The sequence below is a fragment of the Labilibaculum sp. genome, from assembly GCF_963664555.1.
Lineage (GTDB): Bacteria > Bacteroidota > Bacteroidia > Bacteroidales > Marinifilaceae > Labilibaculum.
In genome coordinates this window covers 2,077,165-2,098,105 of the sequence record NZ_OY761461.1, presented here as the reverse complement: position 1 = coordinate 2,098,105, position 20,941 = coordinate 2,077,165, and the positions used below count along the sequence as shown (strand labels likewise).

The 20,941-nt window shown below is 34.4% G+C and carries 19 protein-coding genes; 8 read left to right on the top strand and 11 right to left on the bottom strand.

Translation table 11 applies throughout. The features are described from left to right. Positions 1-37 precede the first annotated feature (37 nt). A complete protein-coding gene (locus ACKU4N_RS08250) occupies positions 38-2,437 on the top strand; it encodes an FtsK/SpoIIIE family DNA translocase (protein WP_321322347.1) in 2,400 nt (799 codons plus the stop codon). Positions 2,438-2,492: 55 nt separating this feature from the next. Beyond that, complete coding sequence (locus ACKU4N_RS08245) at positions 2,493-3,134, top strand: outer membrane lipoprotein periplasmic chaperone LolA1 (RefSeq protein WP_321322345.1); 642 nt, start codon at positions 2,493-2,495, stop codon at positions 3,132-3,134. Between the two features lie 4 nt (positions 3,135-3,138). On the opposite strand, the gene ACKU4N_RS08240 is transcribed toward ACKU4N_RS08245, so the two are convergent. Then, complete coding sequence (locus ACKU4N_RS08240) at positions 3,139-5,217, bottom strand: tetratricopeptide repeat-containing sensor histidine kinase (RefSeq protein ID WP_321322343.1); 2,079 nt, start codon at positions 5,215-5,217, stop codon at positions 3,139-3,141. Positions 5,218-5,534: 317 nt separating this feature from the next. On the opposite strand from ACKU4N_RS08240, the gene ACKU4N_RS08235 reads away from it, so the two are divergent. From ACKU4N_RS08235 to ACKU4N_RS08225, 3 genes are read left to right on the top strand one after another with little or no spacing between them, the layout of a single operon-like run. After that, a complete protein-coding gene (locus tag ACKU4N_RS08235; protein WP_321322341.1) occupies positions 5,535-6,731 on the top strand; it encodes an Lnb N-terminal periplasmic domain-containing protein in 1,197 nt (398 codons plus the stop codon). Beyond that, the gene (locus ACKU4N_RS08230; RefSeq protein WP_321322340.1) at positions 6,731-7,480 is read left to right on the top strand and encodes an acyl-[acyl-carrier-protein] thioesterase; all 750 of its coding nucleotides are present in this window, start codon (positions 6,731-6,733) and stop codon (positions 7,478-7,480) included. Before ACKU4N_RS08235 ends, ACKU4N_RS08230 begins: the two co-directional genes overlap by 1 nt. A 7-nt stretch (positions 7,481-7,487) precedes the next feature. Beyond that, the gene (locus ACKU4N_RS08225; protein ID WP_321322338.1) at positions 7,488-8,051 is read left to right on the top strand and encodes a HupE/UreJ family protein; all 564 of its coding nucleotides are present in this window, start codon (positions 7,488-7,490) and stop codon (positions 8,049-8,051) included. A gap of 49 nt (positions 8,052-8,100) precedes the next feature. Here the strand turns inward: ACKU4N_RS08225 and pyk are convergent, their stop codons facing one another. Continuing rightward, positions 8,101-9,516 carry a pyruvate kinase gene (gene pyk, locus ACKU4N_RS08220; RefSeq protein ID WP_321322336.1) on the bottom strand — a complete coding sequence of 472 codons (1,416 nt, stop codon included), beginning with the start codon at positions 9,514-9,516 and terminating at the stop codon, positions 8,101-8,103. 129 nt (positions 9,517-9,645) lie between these two features. Then, on the bottom strand, positions 9,646-10,077 hold the full coding sequence (locus tag ACKU4N_RS08215; RefSeq protein ID WP_321322334.1) for a type II 3-dehydroquinate dehydratase: 432 nt from the start codon (positions 10,075-10,077) through the stop codon (positions 9,646-9,648). Between the two features lie 183 nt (positions 10,078-10,260). On the opposite strand from ACKU4N_RS08215, the gene xerD reads away from it, so the two are divergent. Together xerD and ACKU4N_RS08205 are read left to right on the top strand one after the other, a co-directional pair. Continuing rightward, the gene (gene xerD / locus ACKU4N_RS08210; RefSeq protein WP_101310857.1) at positions 10,261-11,166 is read left to right on the top strand and encodes a site-specific tyrosine recombinase XerD; all 906 of its coding nucleotides are present in this window, start codon (positions 10,261-10,263) and stop codon (positions 11,164-11,166) included. 420 nt (positions 11,167-11,586) lie between these two features. Continuing rightward, a complete protein-coding gene (locus tag ACKU4N_RS08205; protein WP_321322332.1) occupies positions 11,587-13,245 on the top strand; it encodes a phosphoenolpyruvate carboxykinase (ATP) in 1,659 nt (552 codons plus the stop codon). A gap of 18 nt (positions 13,246-13,263) precedes the next feature. Here the strand turns inward: ACKU4N_RS08205 and ACKU4N_RS08200 are convergent, their stop codons facing one another. Next, on the bottom strand, positions 13,264-13,992 hold the full coding sequence (locus ACKU4N_RS08200; RefSeq protein WP_321322331.1) for an NRDE family protein: 729 nt from the start codon (positions 13,990-13,992) through the stop codon (positions 13,264-13,266). After that, positions 13,980-14,495, bottom strand: coding sequence for a DinB family protein (locus ACKU4N_RS08195; RefSeq protein WP_321322329.1), 516 nt, complete (start codon positions 14,493-14,495; stop codon positions 13,980-13,982). The genes ACKU4N_RS08200 and ACKU4N_RS08195 overlap by 13 nt, the downstream gene beginning before the upstream one ends. Positions 14,496-14,711: 216 nt before the next feature. Between ACKU4N_RS08195 and ACKU4N_RS08190 the strand changes: the two genes are divergently transcribed. Next, positions 14,712-15,752 (top strand): ATP-grasp domain-containing protein, encoded by a 1,041-nt coding sequence (locus ACKU4N_RS08190; protein ID WP_321322328.1) that lies wholly within the window; start codon positions 14,712-14,714, stop codon positions 15,750-15,752. A gap of 83 nt (positions 15,753-15,835) precedes the next feature. Here the strand turns inward: ACKU4N_RS08190 and ACKU4N_RS08185 are convergent, their stop codons facing one another. From ACKU4N_RS08185 to ACKU4N_RS08160, 6 genes are all read right to left on the bottom strand, one after another. Then, positions 15,836-17,161 carry an OmpP1/FadL family transporter gene (locus tag ACKU4N_RS08185; protein WP_321322326.1) on the bottom strand — a complete coding sequence of 442 codons (1,326 nt, stop codon included), beginning with the start codon at positions 17,159-17,161 and terminating at the stop codon, positions 15,836-15,838. A 345-nt stretch (positions 17,162-17,506) separates the two neighbouring features. Beyond that, positions 17,507-18,127, bottom strand: coding sequence for a rhodanese-like domain-containing protein (locus ACKU4N_RS08180; RefSeq protein WP_321322325.1), 621 nt, complete (start codon positions 18,125-18,127; stop codon positions 17,507-17,509). An 82-nt stretch (positions 18,128-18,209) separates the two neighbouring features. Further along, a complete protein-coding gene (locus tag ACKU4N_RS08175; protein WP_321322323.1) occupies positions 18,210-18,800 on the bottom strand; it encodes a YeeE/YedE thiosulfate transporter family protein in 591 nt (196 codons plus the stop codon). 28 nt (positions 18,801-18,828) lie between these two features. Beyond that, positions 18,829-19,353: a YeeE/YedE thiosulfate transporter family protein gene (locus ACKU4N_RS08170; RefSeq protein WP_321322322.1), complete on the bottom strand. Its 525-nt coding sequence runs from the start codon at positions 19,351-19,353 to the stop codon at positions 18,829-18,831. Between the two features lie 96 nt (positions 19,354-19,449). Further along, positions 19,450-20,391: an NrfD/PsrC family molybdoenzyme membrane anchor subunit gene (gene nrfD / locus ACKU4N_RS08165; protein ID WP_321322321.1), complete on the bottom strand. Its 942-nt coding sequence runs from the start codon at positions 20,389-20,391 to the stop codon at positions 19,450-19,452. Positions 20,392-20,404: 13 nt separating this feature from the next. After that, positions 20,405-20,938 (bottom strand): 4Fe-4S dicluster domain-containing protein, encoded by a 534-nt coding sequence (locus ACKU4N_RS08160; RefSeq protein WP_321322319.1) that lies wholly within the window; start codon positions 20,936-20,938, stop codon positions 20,405-20,407. Positions 20,939-20,941 lie beyond the last annotated feature (3 nt).

Genomic DNA, 20,941 nt, shown 5'->3' with positions numbered 1-20,941 from the left:
ACAATGCGGATGTTGTGAAAAAATGAAAAAATAGTTAATGGCTAAAAAGAAAAAAACAAACAATACAAAAGCTAAATTGCGCTTCTCAGCCCCAAAGTTTCTTAGTGACGAAAGAACCAAATTCCTTTTTGGCATTGCTCTTTCACTGTTCACTATTTATATTGGATTGGCATTCGTCTCCTTCTTTTTTACAGGAGGAGCTGATCAAAGTAAATTAGATATTAAATGGCTCGAATTAATCACAGACTCAAAAGTACGTGTTGAAAACTGGACGGGGAAAACCGGGGCTTACATTTCCAATTTGGTTATAAACAAAGGATTTGGAATCGCATCATTCTCATTCCTTTATTTACTCGTAGTCCTTTCGCTTCGAATTTGGGGAGTAAAAATACAATCATTACGAAAAACAATTATATACACCTTACTATTCTGCATTTGGTTTTCGGTTTTCATGTCGTTTACATTTGTTCAATCAACATCGCATTCATTTTTATTCTTGGGAGGAATTCATGGCTACTTTATAAGTGAATGGCTTGTATCCTTGATAGGTAATGTTGGCACTCTGTTTCTAATTGTTCTTAGCTTTTTAACCTTTATTACCTTTGCCTTTCAAAACTCAATTTCCTTTTTCAAAAAAATATTTAGTCCAAAATCTAAAACAGACCGTAAAGAAAGCCAAGACTTCTCCAAATCTGATGAAGATGAAACAGAATCATTAACTTCTGTAATACACACTCTAAATGATGAACAAGAGGATGAAGAAGGTGAAGATGAATTAATTATTAATTCTGAGATTTTTCCTGAGGAAGAAATTATTTTGGAACAGGAAGTAAACAATCCTAAAACAGCAGATGACGATTTGGAGCTAAAGATTGAGACAGTATCCAAACAAGAAGAAATCGTAAGCATTCAGCGCAGACCTATGGAGGATTTCGATCCTACGCTTGATCTTTCAAACTACAAATACCCTCCAATCGAATTATTAGAAGCGCATCATGCCAGTAATTCGAGTGTAAGTAAAGAAGAACTTGAATCAAATAAAGATAAAATTGTAGAGACACTGCGTCATTACAAAATTGAAATTACTCAGATAAAAGCTACAATTGGTCCTACTATTACGCTATATGAAATTGTGCCCGCTCCTGGAGTACGCATTTCCAAAATAAAGAATCTGGAAGACGATATTGCACTTAGTCTATCCGCCTTAGGAATTAGGATTATAGCTCCGATTCCGGGTAAGGGAACTATTGGTATTGAAGTTCCGAACCGTACACCTGAAATCGTGTCAATGAAGAACATTATTTCATCTAAAAAATTCCAGGAATCAACACATGCACTTCCTGTTGCACTTGGAAAAACAATATCGAATGAAACCTATACTCTTGATTTAACCAAAATGCCTCACTTATTGGTGGCCGGAGCAACAGGGCAAGGAAAATCGGTTGGTTTGAATGCAATTATTACATCGCTTTTATATAAGATGCATCCTTCCCAGCTTAAATTTGTCCTTATCGATCCTAAGAAGGTTGAACTAAGCATTTACTCAACTATCGAGAAACATTTTCTGGCAAAACTTCCGGGAGAAGAAGAACCCATAATTACTGATATCCATAAGGTTATTGCAACATTAAACTCCTTATGTATTGAAATGGATTCCAGATATGATTTGTTGAAAAAGGCACATGCCAGAAATATAAAGGAATACAATACCAAGTTTGTAAAACGTAATTTAAATCCGGAAAACGGTCATCGTTACCTACCCTATATTGTAGTAATTATTGATGAGTTTGCTGATTTAATTATGACAGCGGGAAAGGAAGTTGAGACTCCAATTGCTCGTATCGCCCAATTAGCCAGAGCTATTGGAATACATATGATTATTGCAACACAACGACCTTCAACAAATATTATTACAGGAGTTATCAAAGCTAATTTCCCGGCACGAATTGCCTTTAAAGTAGCATCTATGATTGATTCACGAACGATACTTGATAGTCCTGGAGCAAATCAGTTGATTGGTCGTGGGGATATGCTTATTTCATTAACCAGTGAATTGGTAAGGGTACAATGTGCTTTTGTTGATACTCCGGAAGTGGAAGCTGTTACAGAATTTATACAAAAGCAGCAATCCTACCCTACAGCAATGTTTTTGCCGGAATATGTGGGTGAATCTTCAGAAAATTCAGCAATGGATATTGATTTGCAAAAAAGAGATGCTCTTTTTGAAGACGCTGCCCGATTGGTTGTTTCATCTCAGCAAGGATCAACTTCAGGAATTCAGAGAAGATTTTCTATCGGCTACAACAGAGCAGGCAGAATTGTAGATCAATTAGAGGCTGCTGGAATCGTTGGTCCTTTTGAAGGAAGTAAAGCCAGGCAAGTGTTAATTCAGGATGAATATTCGCTGGAAAAACTATTAAGTGATGTGTTACTATAAAGGCGTGGCACAGTTATTGACTAAGAATAATTGAATATTTTAAAAATCAGCTAAAATGAAAAAAATCTTTTGTTTCCTTCTTTTTGGGGCTATTTGTTTAAACCTGTCGGCTCAGGATATTAAAGCCAAAACCATTCTGGATAAAGTTTCTACAAAAAATAAGGAATTTAAAAGTATAAGTGCAGAATTTACTTTTTCTATGGATAATGCAGAAGAAGACATTCATGAGGTATCGGAAGGAAATATAACTCTTGTAGGTAATAAATATCGTCTTAAACTTATGGGTGTTGATACCTATTTTGATGGAACAACCATGTTTTCTCACATCATCGATGTTCGTGAAGTAAACATTACAGAACCGGAAGAAAATGAAGAAGAAGGATTAAATCCAGCCCAAATTTTTTCCATTTATGAAAAAGGATACAACTGCAAATATATTAAAGAGGAAACCGTCAATTCTTCTACCTATCATGTAATAGACCTCATTCCTTTAAATTCTGAACGGGAATTCACCTCAATACAATTGAGAATCAATAAAGCTAACAATCAAATTGAGTCGTTAAAAACAATTGGGAAAGATGGAAATAACGTAAGTATTACACTTAAAAAGCTAACTCCTAATCTCAAATTTGCTGATTCTTATTTTGTTTTTGATCCAAAATCAAATCCAGATGTGGAAGTGAACGATATGCGATAAATTATCAAGCCATACATTCCTCCTCTACTCTTTCAAGAGTAGAGGATTTTTTTTCTATTTCATTAAGATGCAACGGAAGAGTAAACCAAAATTTGCTTCCTACTCCTTCCTGACTTTCCACTCCTATTTCGCCACCATTCTTTTCTACAAAATCTTTACACAATATTAAGCCCAATCCCGTTCCTTTTTCATTCGAAGTTCCTGGCCTTGAATAATTCGAATCAAGATTAAATAATTTCATTTTATCCTCAGGCCTGATCCCAACACCATTGTCTTCAATACCTATAATTGCTTTACCTTCTTCAACTTTTACCGAAAAAATAATTCTTCCTCTCTCCTTAGTGAATTTAATTGAGTTATTCCCTAAATTCCGAATAACAGTTCGAATCATATCCGAATCAGCATAAACCAATGAAGCATCAATTTCATTCAACTCAAGTGAAATGCCTTTTGCATATGCTTTTTCCTCAAGGACTTCCATTTCTTCTTCTATTAGCTGGCTTGCGTTAATAATGATAGGATTATACTCCATCACCCCCATCTGCGATCTCGACCATGTTAGCAATGTATCAAGCAATAAAGAGCCATGAAGAGCCGATTTATGAACAATTTCAATATACTCCTGCCTCATTGAATCCTCAAGCTCATCATATCGGTCAATTAACAAATCGGTAAACCCCAGCACTGCATTAAACGGATTTTTCAGATCGTGTGCGACAATAGATAAAAACTTATCCTTGGTAGCATTCAAACTTGTCAGGCTTTTATTCCTATCAGAAATAATTTTATTTTTTTCCGTTAAAAGTTTATTGTGTTTCTTCCTGAATCGACTAATGTATACTGAATATATAAAAAGAGATAAAATCAAAACACCCAAACTAAACAAGAACAAATCTATAGTCTTTTGCTTGTCTATTTCCAATCTTTGAATAGTATTCCGTTGTTTTAGAATCTCATTTTCGGTATCGATTTTTTCCAATTGAAATCTCGCCTGAATTTCCGCAATTTCTTTACTATTATTCTCTCTACTAATCTTCGCTCTTATTTTATCGTACATTCTGAAATATTGGATACTCTTCTCAAAATTATTTTTCTTCTCGTATAATTCTGACATGTAATAGTAACAGTCCAATTCTATTCTCGCAACACCTATTTCTTTTGCTTTCACTAAAGACTCTTCAAACAAACTCAGAGATGTATTATAATCTCCATTCCTTAAATGCGCGATTGCCAAAGATGACTTAACACTCGCTATGGAAATTTTATCCCCTTTTCGCTCAGACTCAATCAAAGCTCTGTGATAGTAAACCATGCACTTATTTATATCACCACAATCCAGATACAACTGACCAATATTTTCAAGTAAAATTGGCTTCCAATCAATAGTATTTTCAAATTCAATGATATCCAACGCTTTCAGATAGGATGACAAAGCCTTAAGATTATCATTCTGTTTATGATATACATTACCAATATTATTGTACATGATTGCGATGCCCTGCAAATTGTTGGCATTTTCCTTTAAAACCAAAGATTGATTATAATAGTCTAGTGCTTGAGAATATTCCTGCATCTGAAAATAAACATTCCCAATATTATTTAAGGAAGAAGAAATCAACAAGCTGTCTTTTAATCCATTTCGAATATTTAAACTTGTAAAATAGGCACTCAGAGAAAGTTTATATTTATCGATTTCTATTAACGAATTACCCAAAACATTAAAACAATCAGCTTTTTCTTTTTCATGATCTTTAACACAACAGGCAATTGCTTCCTCAATATATTTGATAGAATTTGAATAATTACTACTCCTATAAGATGCTTTCCCTTTTAAGTAGTTCGCCTTCATTCTAAAAACTGAATCAAAAGATAAATTTGCAAACTTCAGAATTTGATCCGCATAATAAATTGCCGAATCCGGATAGTCGGTAACATAATCCTCTCCCAACTGATACAGCACATCACAATTTAGCGAATCCAAGGGAGCGCTGATAAGCTTTTTTAGACTATCACGCTTTAAATTCGACGAGTAGACAAAGAAAAATTGGAGAATAAATAGAATAACGAAAAGAAACCTTCTCATTTAATTGGGATTAGATTAGTTTAAATTGCCAGATAAAGATGTTAAATAATCTTAAGTTTAATAAACACTTTTCTTTTTTTTTGACGAAAGAACTAAAATTACAGCCCAGAAACTATCCGGTTTAAATCACTACTCAACAACACATTAATAAATTAATACTTGTCATATAAATAAGTGGTAATTCATCAGTCAACCAAACCAGATCATGTGACTTTTATTTGTAATAATAATCTGCTCTATTTTCTATATTTTATAAAATTGAAAGCATTCGGAATATTCATAAAATACTTATCTTCGAAGGGTAAACATTTACTATTATGGCATTAAAAACAACCTCTTTCCGTATCTTATTGATTCTATTTTTGTTGCTGCCAATTGGCAATCATATATCAGGACAAAATTTATCAAAGAATGCAGAAATCAGTCTTCTCACCTGTTCTCCGGGAGATGAACTATATTCACAATTTGGTCATTCTGCATTACGAATAAAAGATGAAGAAAAAAAAATAGATTTGGTTTTTGGTTACGGTACTTTCAATTTCAACACCCCTAATTTTTATCCGAAATTCGCAAGAGGCAAATTAGACTATATGTTATCCTACACAACGTTTGATCGTTTTAAAAACGGATACATTTATGAGAAAAGAGGGATTGTTGAGCAGAAACTAAATCTTGATAGTATTGAGAAGCAGAAACTGTTTACCGCTTTATTAAAAAATTACCAACCTGAAAACAGATATTACAGATACGATTTTCTTTTTGACAATTGCTCTACACGAATTCGGGATATTGTTAGTGAAAACACATCAGGCACAATTCTTTTCGACACAATTTCGGATCAACCGAAATCCTTTTGGAATCTATTAGATCCATTCATGCAAAAAAGTCGTTGGATATTTTTAGGAATCCATTTAGCTCTAGGAATACCTTGTGATGCTGAGGCGACTCCTTACCAATATATGTTCTTACCAGACAACATGATGCTGGGCTTCGAAAATGCCAAAATCAGTACAAACGGGACAATTAAACCCTTGGTAAAATCTACCAATGTGATCTTAAAACCAGCCCTCGATTTCAAAATAACTATTTGGTATCAAAGACCAGCTTTTGTTTTTGGTATGTTAGCTTTAATTGGACTAATATTTAGTCTTGTATATCTAAAAAAAGACAAAGATCTCTTCATTTTTGATATTTTTATATTTGGCATTTGCGGATTGCTGGGCTGGATTATTATTTTCTTATGGTTTTTTACAGATCATCAGGCCACCGGACCTAATTGGAATATTATTTGGGCCTTCCCTCTTCACTTCCCAATGGTTTTTGCATTACTCCGAAAAAAATCCTCTTTGCTAGCTTATTATTACTTTTTACTGCATTCAATAATACTCATAGTGATATTGGGAAGCTGGGCATTTATACCGCAATCTTTTCCTAACGAAATATTACCCTTTGTAGTTCTTCTCCTTTTAAGATCACTATACATTGTAAAAAAAATCAGAACTCGTTTACTGTAATGAATATATCAAACACCGACATAAGAAAATACCGAAAAACCTTCCGAATTGGATCTTTTGATACAGACCTAAATGGAAGAGCAAAACTCACCAGTATCTGCAATTATTTTCAGGAAATTGCCGGATATCACGTAGATTTAATCAATCAAGGCATTGATGATTTAAAAGCCAATAATTTGGCTTGGATTTTATCAAGATTAAAAGTTCAAATTTTTACAACTCCCAAGTGGAAAGATAATATTGATATTGAAACCTGGTCGATTGGAGCGGATGGTTTGTTTGGAAATCGGGAATACCGGATTTATAACATGAAAGGAGATGTTATCGGTCAGGCGACCTCTTCGTGGCTGGTGCTTAATACGAAAACAAAAAGATTGATTAGACCACAAAAAATTGTTGCTAAAATGCCAGTCAACTCTGAAGATCCTATCTTTGAACATAGCCTAGGTAAATTACAACAACTTGAAGAAGGGAATTACGTAGAAGATCTGCACATTCACTATAGTGATCTGGATTTCTATCAGCATGTGAATAATGTAAAATATATAAAGTGGGCAATAGACTCTTGCCTTTCTGAAATCTTGTTGAATAAAACAATTCACGAATTGGAGATAAATTACTTGCACGAGGCCAAACTTGATCAGATTCTTGAGATATTCAACAAGAGTAGTGACAACACCTCAAAAATTGTAATCAAAACCAAAAACACGGACATTGAAAATTGTCGTGTAGTTATAAAATGGAAATAAACAAAAAATGAACACTATACTATCAAGCTTTGAATCAGCATTTTATCATTTGATTTATTTTTCTTCATTCGAACCTTTTATGCTTTTGGTATTGTTCGGAATCACCTTTCAATTAAAAGACTGGAAAGCATATTTTTCACTTTTACTTGCCTTGGTTATTGGCTCAATTGCTGGACTCCTTCTTTGTAATTTTTCAATCATAAACTTTTCCGGCAGAACCGTCAAATTGATTTTGGCCATCTCAATTCTAATGGTGGGAATTCAAAACCTGATTAGCGGTCAGGGTTCTGCTTCAACCATAAAATATAATTTCTTTGCCTTGATTGGGATTGTTCTTGGAATTGGAATCAACTTACATTATAAAAATGTTTATGGAAGCTCATTCTCTTTATATCCATTTACAGGATATAATCTGGGAGCTTCAGTCTCCTATTTTTTAATTTCATTCTGCAGCCTGCTTTTATCATCATTGCTCATGTTGATTTTTAAAACAGATCGAAAAAGCTTCAATTTGGTAATTACAGGTATAGGTATTGGAATAGCCCTTGTTCTTATTTACTTACGCTATTAGAAAAAAAATGCGAACCATAACGATTCGCATTTTTTTTCTGAATATATCTTTACACTTTATGAGTTAATTGATCAACAACACTGATCTCCATAAATGATACTCCTTTGGAAGGACCAAAACTACCACCTATAATAATAACCATATCCTCGCTTTTAAAACATCCCTGATCCATTAGGGAAAACATGGTTTGCTTTACATACTCATCACGACTAACAAGCAATTTACGATAACTCGCTTCAACGCCATACGAAAGAGCTAATTCTCTCATTACACGCTTCGAATAGCACAATGCATAAACTGGAAGTGTTCCTCTATAAGCAGATAAATATCTTCCTGTCCGACCTGTTAGAGTATCGGTTACAATTGCTTTAACCGGTAATAATTGCGATGCTTTTACTGCAGATCGAGCTAGAATAGCTGAAAGTTCATGATTACTTCTCACAAAATTCTGTTTTGTATCTGGATAAAGCTCCTTTTCAACTTCAATTGCTACCGATTTCATTACCCGAACCGCTTCAACAGGATAATCTCCATAAGCAGTTTCACCACTTAACATGATAGCATCGGTTCTATTGTAAATGGCATTGGCAATATCACTAACTTCTGCTCTTGTTGGTCTTGGATTATTAATCATTGAGTGAAGCATTTGTGTGGCAATAATTACAGGCTTCTTTCTCTCAATACATTTGCGAATAATTTTTCGTTGAATTACAGGAATTTTTTGGGCAGGAATCTCAATAGCTAAATCACCTCTGGCAACCATGATACCATATACATGTTCCAATATTTCATCAATATGGTCAACCCCTTCCTGATTTTCAATTTTTGCAATAATTTTGATCCCTGAATTTTGCTGATCAAGAATTCCTTGAATTTGAAGAACATCATGTTTGTTACGAACAAATGAATGAGCAATAAAATCAATATCCTGAGCAATCGCAAAATGGATAAATTCAATATCCTTAGGACTCAAAGATGGCAAATTGATTGATACACCAGGAACATTTATACTCTTGCGATTTTTAACGGGTCCTGCATTTTGTGCTTCCACGGTCAAAAATTGCTCATCCTTATCAACTACTAACAATTCTAATTCACCATCATCAATTAATATTTTCTTTCCGATTTCAAGATCTTTTACAAAATCCTCATAACTAACCTTTATGCACAACTCTGTGCAAGGAAGGTTGTCGTTCCCTTTCATCTTAATTAAATCGCCCTTTTTAAGGTGAATTTCATCATTAACATCAACAGTTCTAATCTCAGGTCCTTTAGTATCTACGAGCAAAGCAATCCTATCAGATACTTTTCGTACATTCTCAATAACCTTCATAGCATCATCATGAGTCTGATGAGCCGTGTTTAGTCGAACTACGTTCATTCCTTCTTCAAACAACTCTGTCAAAAATTCGACATCACATTTTTTGTCGGAAATAGTAGCAATAATTTTCGTGTGCTTCTTCATCGAGTAACTCTTTCAATTTTAGTTTTGGCATGGCAAAGATACTCAATTTCTCAAAACCAATTTAATAAGCCATCAACTACTTACCCATAATATAAAACATACAAAAAAAAATCATTTATCAAAAAAATATTACCTTTTGTCACAATAATTTAATAACCCCTCGATTCCTAATCGATATGAATCCATTCCGAAACCTGAAATAGTACCTAAACAAGCCTTCCCGATCATGGTAGAATGCCTTACACACTCTCTTTTATGTACATTAGAAATGTGAACTTCCACAACCGGTGTATTTACAGCAGATATAGCATCAGCAAGGGCAAGAGAGGTATGAGTGTATGCTCCTGCATTGAGAACAATTCCATCATAACTAAAACCTACACGATGTAATTCATTTATCAATTCCCCCTCGATGTTAGACTGGTAATATTCGAGTTTAATTTTACTATATAACACCTGTAGCTGTTCAAAATAAGTTTCGAAGGAAACCTCTCCATATATAGATTTTTCACGGGTTCCGAGCAAATTTAAGTTGGGACCATTAATGATTAAAAAATTCATCTTGTCAAAGTATTTTAAGGTTAAACATAAAGAAGTGTAAAAAAAATTGTCAGCTTACGTAATATTTTTTTAAATTGCAGACAAGTTTTATCATAAAGAATTCGTATATTATTAGTACTTGAGTAAAACTAATAATAAAATGGTATTACTTACAACTAAACTACATACTAAAAACTGAATAAAATGAAATGGACAACAACAATTGAAAATTTTAAGACCTACCTAACTTTGGAGAAGAATCTTTCCAAGAACTCAGTAGATGCTTATATTAATGACATTACAAAACTGACAACCTTCTTTAGAGAAAAGAACATGGAGGTTGCTCCGGAAGAAGTTATTCTTCAACACTTGAAAGATTTTGTTGCCTGGATTAATGATGCAGGTACAAGTCCTAGAACTCAAGCTCGTGTTATTTCTGGTATTAAAGCATTTTTTAAATACTTATTACTGGAAGAAATTATTGAAAAGAATCCTACTGCATTGTTAGAGGCTCCAAAAATTGGCCGCAAACTACCTGACACCTTAACAACGGAAGAAATTGATGTTTTGGTTAAGGCTGTTGACATGAATAAAGCTGAAGGTCAAAGAAACAGAGCAATTCTTGAAACACTATATTCTTGTGGATTACGTGTATCAGAATTAATTGACTTGCGTGTATCTAACCTGCATTTTAGAATGGGTTTTATTAAAATTCATGGAAAAGGTAACAAAGAGCGTTTAATTCCAATCGGAAAAAAAGCGAAAAAAGAGATCAAAATCTATCTTAAGAGCTACCGTGGAAAATTAAATATCGATAAGGACAGTGAAGACATTCTTTTCTTGAACAGAAGAGGTCGTAAACTTTCTCGTGTTATGATTTTTACTATTATTAAAAATCTATCTAAAAAAGTTGGATTGAAGAAAAATGTTTCTCCTCACACATTCCGTCACTCTTTCGCTTCTCATTTAGTTGAAGGTGGAGCTGACTTAAGAGCTGTGCAAGAAATGTTAGGACACGAATCTATTCTTACTACAGAAATCTATACTCATTTGGATAGAGAATACTTAAAGGAAACTATTAAAAATTTCCATCCTCGTTCAAAAGATTAATTTGTATTAAAAATGACCATTATTGAAAATAATAACGGTTAAAATACAGTACGCATATTTTTAAAACCTTCAAAAGATTACTTTTGGAGGTTTTTTTTTCAAAAAAAAATCAGTTCTGTAATAATTTAATGAAAGGTTTGTCTGCATTATTCTAAAGATAAAAAAGAGTCTTGCTTATAATAATATTATCAATGCAAACGATTGTAATTCAGGCAGTGAAGATTTTCTTAATCAACAATATAAAGTAATAACCCTACTAAACCTACTGTTAATGAACATGTTCGAACCAATCTTCGCCACGGTAAAACTACAAAATCTTATTGAAAAATAATACAACAAAAATGCAAAAATAATATCTACATAGTAGGATTAATCTATATATAGTCATACTTTTGAATACCAAACCTAAAAAAATGTTACATGAACACCATTGAAATTAGCATGATTGAAGATTTAAAAAAATCGTTAAAACTGCATTCCAACATTCAGGAAAATCTACCAAGAGAAGTTCTTATATCTTTAGCAGTAGATAACAAAGAGGCCGTTTTAACCAGAAATGGTGCATTGGCCACTTGGACTCCTTCGAATTCGACCGGAAGAAGTCCTAAGGATACTTACATTGTAAGAAATCCGGAAAGTGAGTTAAATATAGACTGGTCTTCGCCTAATAATATCGGCATGAATCCGCAAACGTTTGCGTTGATTTTTGAAGATGCCTTAAAAGTAATAGGTAAGAAGAAAACTATATTTACAACAGACAGAGTAATTGGTGCAGATTCTAAATATGCACTGCGTGTAAAAACAATTTGCGATAAAGCACTAAGTCAGGTTTTTATTGACAATATGTTTAGACCAACTCCTGATGACATCAACCAATCAATTTTTGCTGATGAGCAATTCTTTTTGATTGCTCTGCCAAAAGACAAATTGGATAAAGATCGCTACAAAGGTTTGGTTCGTAACCAACCAAATGGAGAAACTTCCGACATCTGTGTAGTAGTGGACTTTGATAAGAAGATTGGCATTGTTTATGGTTCCTCTTATATGGGAAGTATGAAAAAGTTAATGTTTACAGTAATGAATTACTATCTTCCTTTTAAAGGAGTATTGCCTCTACATTGTTCAGCTAACGAAGGGGTAAATGGTGATTCAGCCCTATTATTAGGACTTTCAGGAACAGGAAAAACAACCTTATCTGCCGATCCGGAAAGAGCCTTACTAGGAGATGATGAGCATGGCTGGAGTGATGAAGGTATTTTCAATTTTGAAAATGGCTGTTATGCAAAAATGATCGATATCAAACCAGAAAATGAGCCTGAAATTTATGAAGCTGTAATGCATGAGGCTGATTACACTAAACATGGTGCAATCATTGAGAATGCAATGATTTACCCTGATGGAGAGATCGATTTTTTCGATGATAGATTCACTCCTAATTCAAGAGCAAGTTATCCTCTTTCATTCCTTAATAATATAAAGGAAAGCTCGAAAGCCGGCCATCCCAATACAATCTTGTTTTTAACTGCAGATGCGTATGGAGTAATTCCACCAATATCAAAACTAAGCAAGGAACAGGCAATGTTATGGTTCTTAATGGGATACACTTCAAAACTAGCAGGTACTGAAACGGGAGTTACAGAACCTCAGGCAACCTTCTCGAGATTTTTTGGTCAGCCATTCATGCCGTGTAATCCTAACATTTATGCCGAAATGCTTGGCGACAAGATGGATAAACACAATACCAACGTATTCCTGATTAATACAGGTTGGAGCGGAGGTTCATACGGCACCGGATCGAGGATAAAGCTAAAGTACACCAGAGCAATGGTTGATGCGGCTTTAAAAGGCAAATTAGATAAAGTAGACTTTATTGAGAATAAATTATTTCACTTAAACATTCCAACGGCTTGTGAAAATGTACCAAGCGAAATTCTTAACCCAATTAACACTTGGGAAAACAAAGACGAATATCAAAAAACAGCCGAAAATTTAGCAAATAAATTTTCTGCCAGTTTCGATAAATCATATGGTAACCAAGATCTGGATCCAGGAATTATTTCTCAATGTCCGGGAAAATAACTAAACTTAAAAAGAGCCTCAAATGAGGCTCTTTTTGCTAAAACAAACATATCGGGATTTATTCTTTTTTAAGTCATGGTGATGCATCGAAACAATCTTGTTCTCTCGCCGGATTTGTGTTATGCTAAGAGTTTTCACTTTCTCATTCCGATTCATCACTAATCCGTTAAAAGTATCATCTTTACCTGTTGTTTTATGAAAACTGAGTATTTCTTCACTTGAAAAATTATTACACTTGCCAAGCCAATTATCAAACCAGTGTTGACGCATTTCCCGAGCTTCTTTATTATACAAAGTAGAGGATGACCAAATGTTAGGCTTTGAGGAATTCAGCCTCCGATAGTGAAATGTTTCTCCATCCCAACGTATCTCTTCCAAACTTCGTGAGTCTTTATATTTTAAAACAAGTAAAGTGAATGGTTCCATCCCACTAAAATCGTAATATTTAAGAAAATCAATGGTTGATGCAAATTCTAAAAATTCGAGAACCATAACACCCCTACTCTTTTTATAAGGAGGTTTATATATGTGTTTTTCAAAGGCTCCATTCAACAAACAAAGCGCGAAATCATTTTCATGACACATCATCCAAGTTCCTTTAGCAGTTTTTTCTTTTGGATAAAGTACAAATGACTCTCCAATAAGATATTCTTTAGGAAATTCGGCTTCTCTTTTTGGATTTTCATCTCTATTTGTAGTGAAGAAAAAATCATCCGGGCCAATAGGTATGTAGGTTAATGTGCACATAGATCATCTCTAAATCTGATGGTAGAATAAGCTACTCCAAAGTGCTTGTCCAATTCAATATCAGGAAATTCCTGTTTTATCGCAATTCGAATAATTGCCATGTGATGAATGGCATGTTCAATATTGTAGACCAATTCTCTTTGCAAACTGGTATCGATATCAAAACCTTCATTTGCAACCTTGTCGTAACTTACATTCAATTTAAGAATCAAATTTTCATCAATATCATTCAACCAATTCAGGACATCTTTAAATCTTTTTACAGCCACTTTTTTTTCTGTTTCAGTTCTACTGCAATGCTCTCTATTATCGTAACACAGAACAGAATCTGCGTTGCAACTATCCTTTAAAATATCGTAAAACTCTGCAATATGACGAATGTGTTTTCCTATCGAATTATTCATCAAAAGATGCAACGAAGCAGAATACTGTTTTGTAGAAAGTTTCTCACAAAGGTCAATTAGCTGATTGATTATGATTTTAGAGACAGAGACTGTTTGCATAAAAATGAATTTCTGTAAATTATTGGATACTATGGAAAGATATCAAAATATGAAAATAATTCATAGAAAACAGTTTTATAAATGAATCGATGTCGGATGAATTGCATAAATCTGTATTTTCAGTCTTAAATAAATGCTTTATCTACCCAATTAATTATCAATATTCTTAAGAGCATTAATTAGAACAAACTCTCACAAAAAAAAGATTTGCTGCGGATGAAAATAAAACTACCCTTTTTCCTGTCAAAATGGTTTCATTTTGAATTCTGGCCTTTCTGGATGTTTTACTTTCCAGTATACGGATATGGAATTTATTTAGCAATAAAAGCTCATTCGTTTTCCTACTTCACAGCCGCCAACCCAAGCATGAAATTCGGGGGTGCTTTCGGAATGGATAAAATAAAAATGCTCAATTTTATTGACCCTAAATACATCCCCAAAGGGTTTCTTTCGATAAAGGGTGAAATTACAGAGACTGTTTATGCGAGAATGATTGAACATGAATTTGATTTCCCAGTTGTTTGCAAACCTAATGTTGGAGAAAGAGGTATTGGTGTTGAAAAGATTGATAACAAACAAGATTTAAACCTGTTTTTACAAACTCAAAATGAGGATATTCTTGTTCAGGAATTTATTGACTTTCCGATTGAATTGGGTGTTTTTTATCATCGGTTCCCAATCTCTTCAAAGGATGGAATCACTTCAATAGTAAGAAAAGAATTCTTAAAAATCACAGGAAATGGAAAATCCAGATTTAGTGAATTACTAACTGAAAACGTTCGGGCTAAAAGCAGAATTTCCTATTTAAAAAAGAAATATCATTCGAAATGGAATCAAATTATTCCATCGGGTATTACCTACAAACTGGAGCCTATTGGAAATCATAACCGAGGCACAAAATTTCTGGATGGAAATCATTTAATTAATGACCGGCTGGTTAACGTTTTTCGTGAAATTGCTCAGCCTCTTGATGGTTATTACTATGGTCGGTTTGATTTGAAAGTAAACAGCCTGGAAGATCTTTACAATGGTAATAATATCAAGATAATTGAATTAAATGGGACAAACTCGGAGCCTGCTCATATTTATGATCCTGATTATTCTCTTTTTAAGGCCTATCAGGAAATTATTAAACACATGAAATTGGTATTTGAGATTAGTCAGGAAAACAGAAAACTTGGAGTGCAACCCGAACCATTTAAAGATGTATTGAAAGGATTATATAATCATTTATTTCCAGGTAAAATAAAAAAATAAATTCTCTTTTTGAACCCATATTAGAACATTAAAAAAAAGAGGTTTCCGTGAAAGAAAACCTCTTTTTACTTCAGTATGTAGTATTAAAAAGTAAATGCAATCTCTACTTCGAATTGGTTCATTTCCAATTCAATTGTTTGATTAGGAATCATATTTCCTTGCATCGCTTGAGCAGCATCAAAATCCATAGGATTGAATCCTTTTACACTCGCAGGCAATGCATAAACCAATGCCAAGTGAAGTGCTTTTCCTGAATCACCCAGAGTCTTTGAACAACCCAAAGTAATATGATCTTCGATAATTCCCGGAGCTAAAATATTGAACATTACTTCCGTTTCAGGAACTGGTTGGTCACAATGAGAATAACCTCCTCTTAAAGTCCATCCTTCAATGCCAGCATATTCTACACCAAATTTCCAAACATTTATGTCTTGCCAACCAAAACCTGAACCTTTATCTGTTCCTAAAGGAGAGAATGCAGGATCCATTGGGGTGCGCATTTTATTTGAAACAGAAGCTACATCTGTATAATTGATCGCTTTATAGTCAATCATTACAGCCCAATCTTCGTTGATTTCATAAGCCAAACCAACAGTCCATGTAGATGGAATGTTAAAATCCCCCTGCTCTGCAAAAAGACCGGCATAATCATCAAATTCGCTCATGTACAACATGGTTTGGTAACTAGCTCCAAGGTGTAATCCTTTAGCCAACTCCCCAAGATATCCGAACTTCACACCGTAACCAAATGCATTGTCATGCCCATTATCAGACAATTTTGTAAGATTGCTTGACATTTGTCCAAAAGCAGCAATACCTTTTGCTTCAAAATATTGGTAAGCCAATAAAGCGGTAATACCAAAACTATGCTTTTCTGCTATTTTTCTAGAGTACGTTAAACCTAAAAACATTTGCCCCAAATCTACTCCTGTTTTACCATTACTACCAAAAGTTCCCATTTTACTACCATCAGGCATGGTTGTTGGTGCATAGTTAGTGTTCATTCCACCATTTCCAAATAATGTAGCAGAGAAACTACTTTTCTCATTGATCATCCAATTGGCTCCCATACTGGGCATCAAAAATAATTTAGAATCGCTTTCAACATTTCCTGGCAGTAAACCAAAAGTATTATCCATTCCAGAAGGATTTCCTGTAACTGTGTATTCACGATTTGGATTAAAAAAACCAACACCAACCTGATATTGTGTTCCCAGGAAAACATGACCAGCAGGATTACCACTGATTAAAGAATTTTGATACCATGCAATACCTGCACCAGCTAAACCTTTATTTTGAGCGCCGTAGCCAACGCCAAAATAACCATCTGTTGCTTTAACAGACTGAGTCGAAAAGATTCCAGCCATCACAATTAAAGCCGAAAAAATAATCTTAATACTATTTTTCATTTTCTGTTTTTTATTTAGTTTGATATAATTAGGATTCCAGAACAAAATACAAACTCTATATTCATCCATATATGTTTTATATCATATATCTATATATCGAGCCTGACACATCTTAAACTATCTAAATATTAGCAGTTTGCAAAGTTGTTTTTTTTTATCAACCTATTATTTTAACTGAATGTAAATAAGCAACATACAAACGTATTCACAAATCAAAATCTAAACAGATTTTAACCTGCAATCTCATCGACATATCTCTTCATTACAGCACGCATATGAAAATACTATTCAAAAAAAAGCCTTTCCGAAATTAATCGAAAAGGCTTTTTAATAAGAATGCAAAAATTAGCATCCTCCAGCGACTTTTTTCTTCTTTTTCTTTTTCACGATAGGTGGTTTTGCTGTACTGCTTTCATTACTATTCGAAACAACAGCATTCCCTCCTCCAAGAGCCATGCTTGCCCCTTTACGGAAATCATATTTTGCAATTTCATCATCAGCAAGAACAGATTTTGGAGCTTGTGGATTAAGAATCGTTTCAGCCCAATAATTTAAACCACCCTGAAGAACGTAATTATTCTTAAATCCCAACTGGCGAGTAATCATCCAGGCTTCATTTGCCTTCAAATTGCCATTGGAATAAAACACATTCATTTTTACGCCTTGATCTAAAAAATCATTCCATTCTTCCGATAAAAGATCAGAAAGCGGGATATTAACAGATCCCGGAAGATTATATTTTTCAAACTCTGCCTGAGCACGTACATCAATTAATTGAAGACTTGGATCTTTTTGCACCAACATATCAGCGATTTGATCGGTGCTTATAAATTGAGTTCCTTCATGTATCTCATTAAGCAATTCACCAGCAGTTAAACGAAACGGCTTGGTCGTATTTTCAGGCACTGCAGCAATAATAATTCCTAATGGAATAAGTACAGATGCCAATATCAATCTCATTTTCATACGATTGTTTTTTATAAGGTTAACTGACTGTATATCACAGTTAAATCATTTATTTACTTTAGTCAAAATATCCCAAAGAATATTAATATTCCTCACGAGGGAATTTTTTTTCAGCCCATTCACCTACCCAGAACATAGCAAAAGCGACCAAAATCAATCCCAATGCAAATATTCCACGAGGAATATCAAGCAATTCGTTCATTGTTGGTGCACCTATAAAGTTGGCTTTATACAAATCCTCCCACAGAGGATAACCTTCTGTAAAAAAGATAATTCCGAGAACTAAACCTCCTACAAAAGCCAAAGCATCCAATTTACCAATTGACAAAGCACAGAAAGCAGTACCAGGGCAAAATCCTCCAATAATAAAACCAGCCCCCATTACTGCACCTCCAACCATAGCCGAAGTTAGGTAAGTAGGATTAACGTAGACATAACTCAAATCGATCCATCCGAACAAACTGAAAAACAACATTCCAATCATTGCGGTAATTGCCGCTGTAAAAAACACTTTCAATACAGTGGTATCGTAGCCATAAAACATTCCTGCTAATTTACGACTAGATGAGAATCCACTTGATTCCAATACAAAACCAAACCCAATTCCAATTAGCATGGCAATTAACAAATTGGTGTTTGGTGAAATTATTTCGTTAACTATTAATGGTCCCATAATAAATAAGTTTAAATACGTTTAAAATTTAGATCCAGTTTTTACGGAAAAAGTAAGCTAAGGCGAAAGCTGTTCCAAAAATAAACGCCATCGTAAGAAATCCTCCTACCGATAAAACAGCCATACCACTTAAGGCTGATCCACTGGTGCAACCTCTTCCCAACTGAGATCCAAAACCAAATAATATACCACCTAAAACGGCAAATATTATTCTTCGCTTGGAAGTAATTTTTGGTGAATGCTCAACCTTAAATTTTAAACGTTTGGCAAAAGCTCCTGATAGAAACCCACCAATTAAGACCCCTACCATTTCAAAAACCAACCAGGATTTCATTGGATTTCCAGGATGAGATTCTTTATATTCAACGTAAAACGCAGAGTTCTCAGTGTGAGAAGGCATTACCGCATTCACTGTGGTTACTACTGCACTTTTTACTGCACCACTTGCTCCTAATCCACGGCCGGAAACAAAATTTGCGGCTAAAAGTACGAGGCCTAGCAATACCCCACCAACATATGGATTTAGGTATTTTGTTTTTATCACTTCGCTCATAATTATTATTTTTTGTTTTTTTATCTTAATGTTTGAGATTAGGAATAAGTTCTAATTCCTAATATTTAAACATTTTCTTTAGTCATCCATTTTCCTTTAATAAAGCCATCGGCTTGCCTGCCCTGCATTCGAAATAATGAATCGAAGCATTACACTTCCAAATAGAACCAACACAACTGGAATAGCTACAGGAATTTTATACCCTTTTAATTCCAGACCTTCCAGAATTGCAGGAACAATCATACCTAAAATGACCACAAATCCCCAGAATGAAGCTGTGTATGTACCGCCTAAAAATAAATTTACAGCATCAATTTGAACTTGAGTACTAGCCAAAAATCCCATAAACATATGTATGATTAGGAATAATTCAATTCCAATAATCATTAAATCCAATTGAGCAAACCGCTTCCGTTCTGCATGATTTTTTGACATCCAGATAACAACAGCAGAACCAGCCGACAATCCTGATGCTAAAAATAAAGGCCCCATGATAGATGTATTCCATAATGGTCTTGCATTAAATGCAGAAAATAAAATTCCAGTATAAATTCCCAGTATCGCTGATGAAATCAGCATGATCCAAGCCAATACCTTCTTATTTTTCTGAAAAAATGCAATGAGTTCTTTCGCAAAATCAAACTTCCAATCCCAATTTGGAAACAGTTCCTTTATGTGAAGGGCACTCCAGATGATCGAAACAGGTGTAACCACCATTAAAGTCCACGCTCCCCACGACATGGGCGATTCTAATCTTATCGTAGTATACAACCTCCAAAAATAAAGTTTATGATGAAGATCCAAAAATAAAGCAATCAGACCTAAAGCTAAAGCAATTGGAGCTATCATTGGAGCAAGTTTCACTGCTGTCCGGTAATCATTTTCTCTGCCTCTCAGGTAATACAAAGCTGCAAAAAACATCAAACCTGCTGCCAAACCACCCAAAAACAGATAAGTTGGGATTTCCCAGTGCCAAACGTGTAACTGAGGATCGATGAGTGGGTTATTTCTTCCACTTACAATTATTTCTTCTCTCATTTTCTTTGTTTTATCAGATTAGGAAATACAATTGAGGTTTTGTTCCAGCTTCAGGAATTAGGGTCTTGTACTTTCGTTTTTTCAAAACTTTAGAAACCTCACTTCCTGGATCGTCCAAATCACCAAAATACATACACTTTGTTGGACAAACTGCAACACAAGCAGGCTGCATTCCTTTTTTCACCCTATGCAAACAGAATGTACATTTATCCACATATCCATCGGGATGAACATATCTGGCATCATAAGGACATGATGTAATACAGGCACTACAACCGATGCATTCATTCTTTGTTACCAAAACAATTCCTCCATCAGAATAATGACTGGCTCCGGTTGGGCAACAACGCACGCAAGGTGAATTTTCACAATGATTGCATCGTTCAGAACGCATTTCAATTTCCAGTTGAGGATAGGTTCCATCCATTACCTCCACCACCCAATCCCGGCAGTATCCAATTGGAACATCATTTTCGGTTTGGCAAGCTACTACACAGTCGCTGCAGCCTACACACTTTTTCGTATCAATAGCCATTGCATATCTCATAGC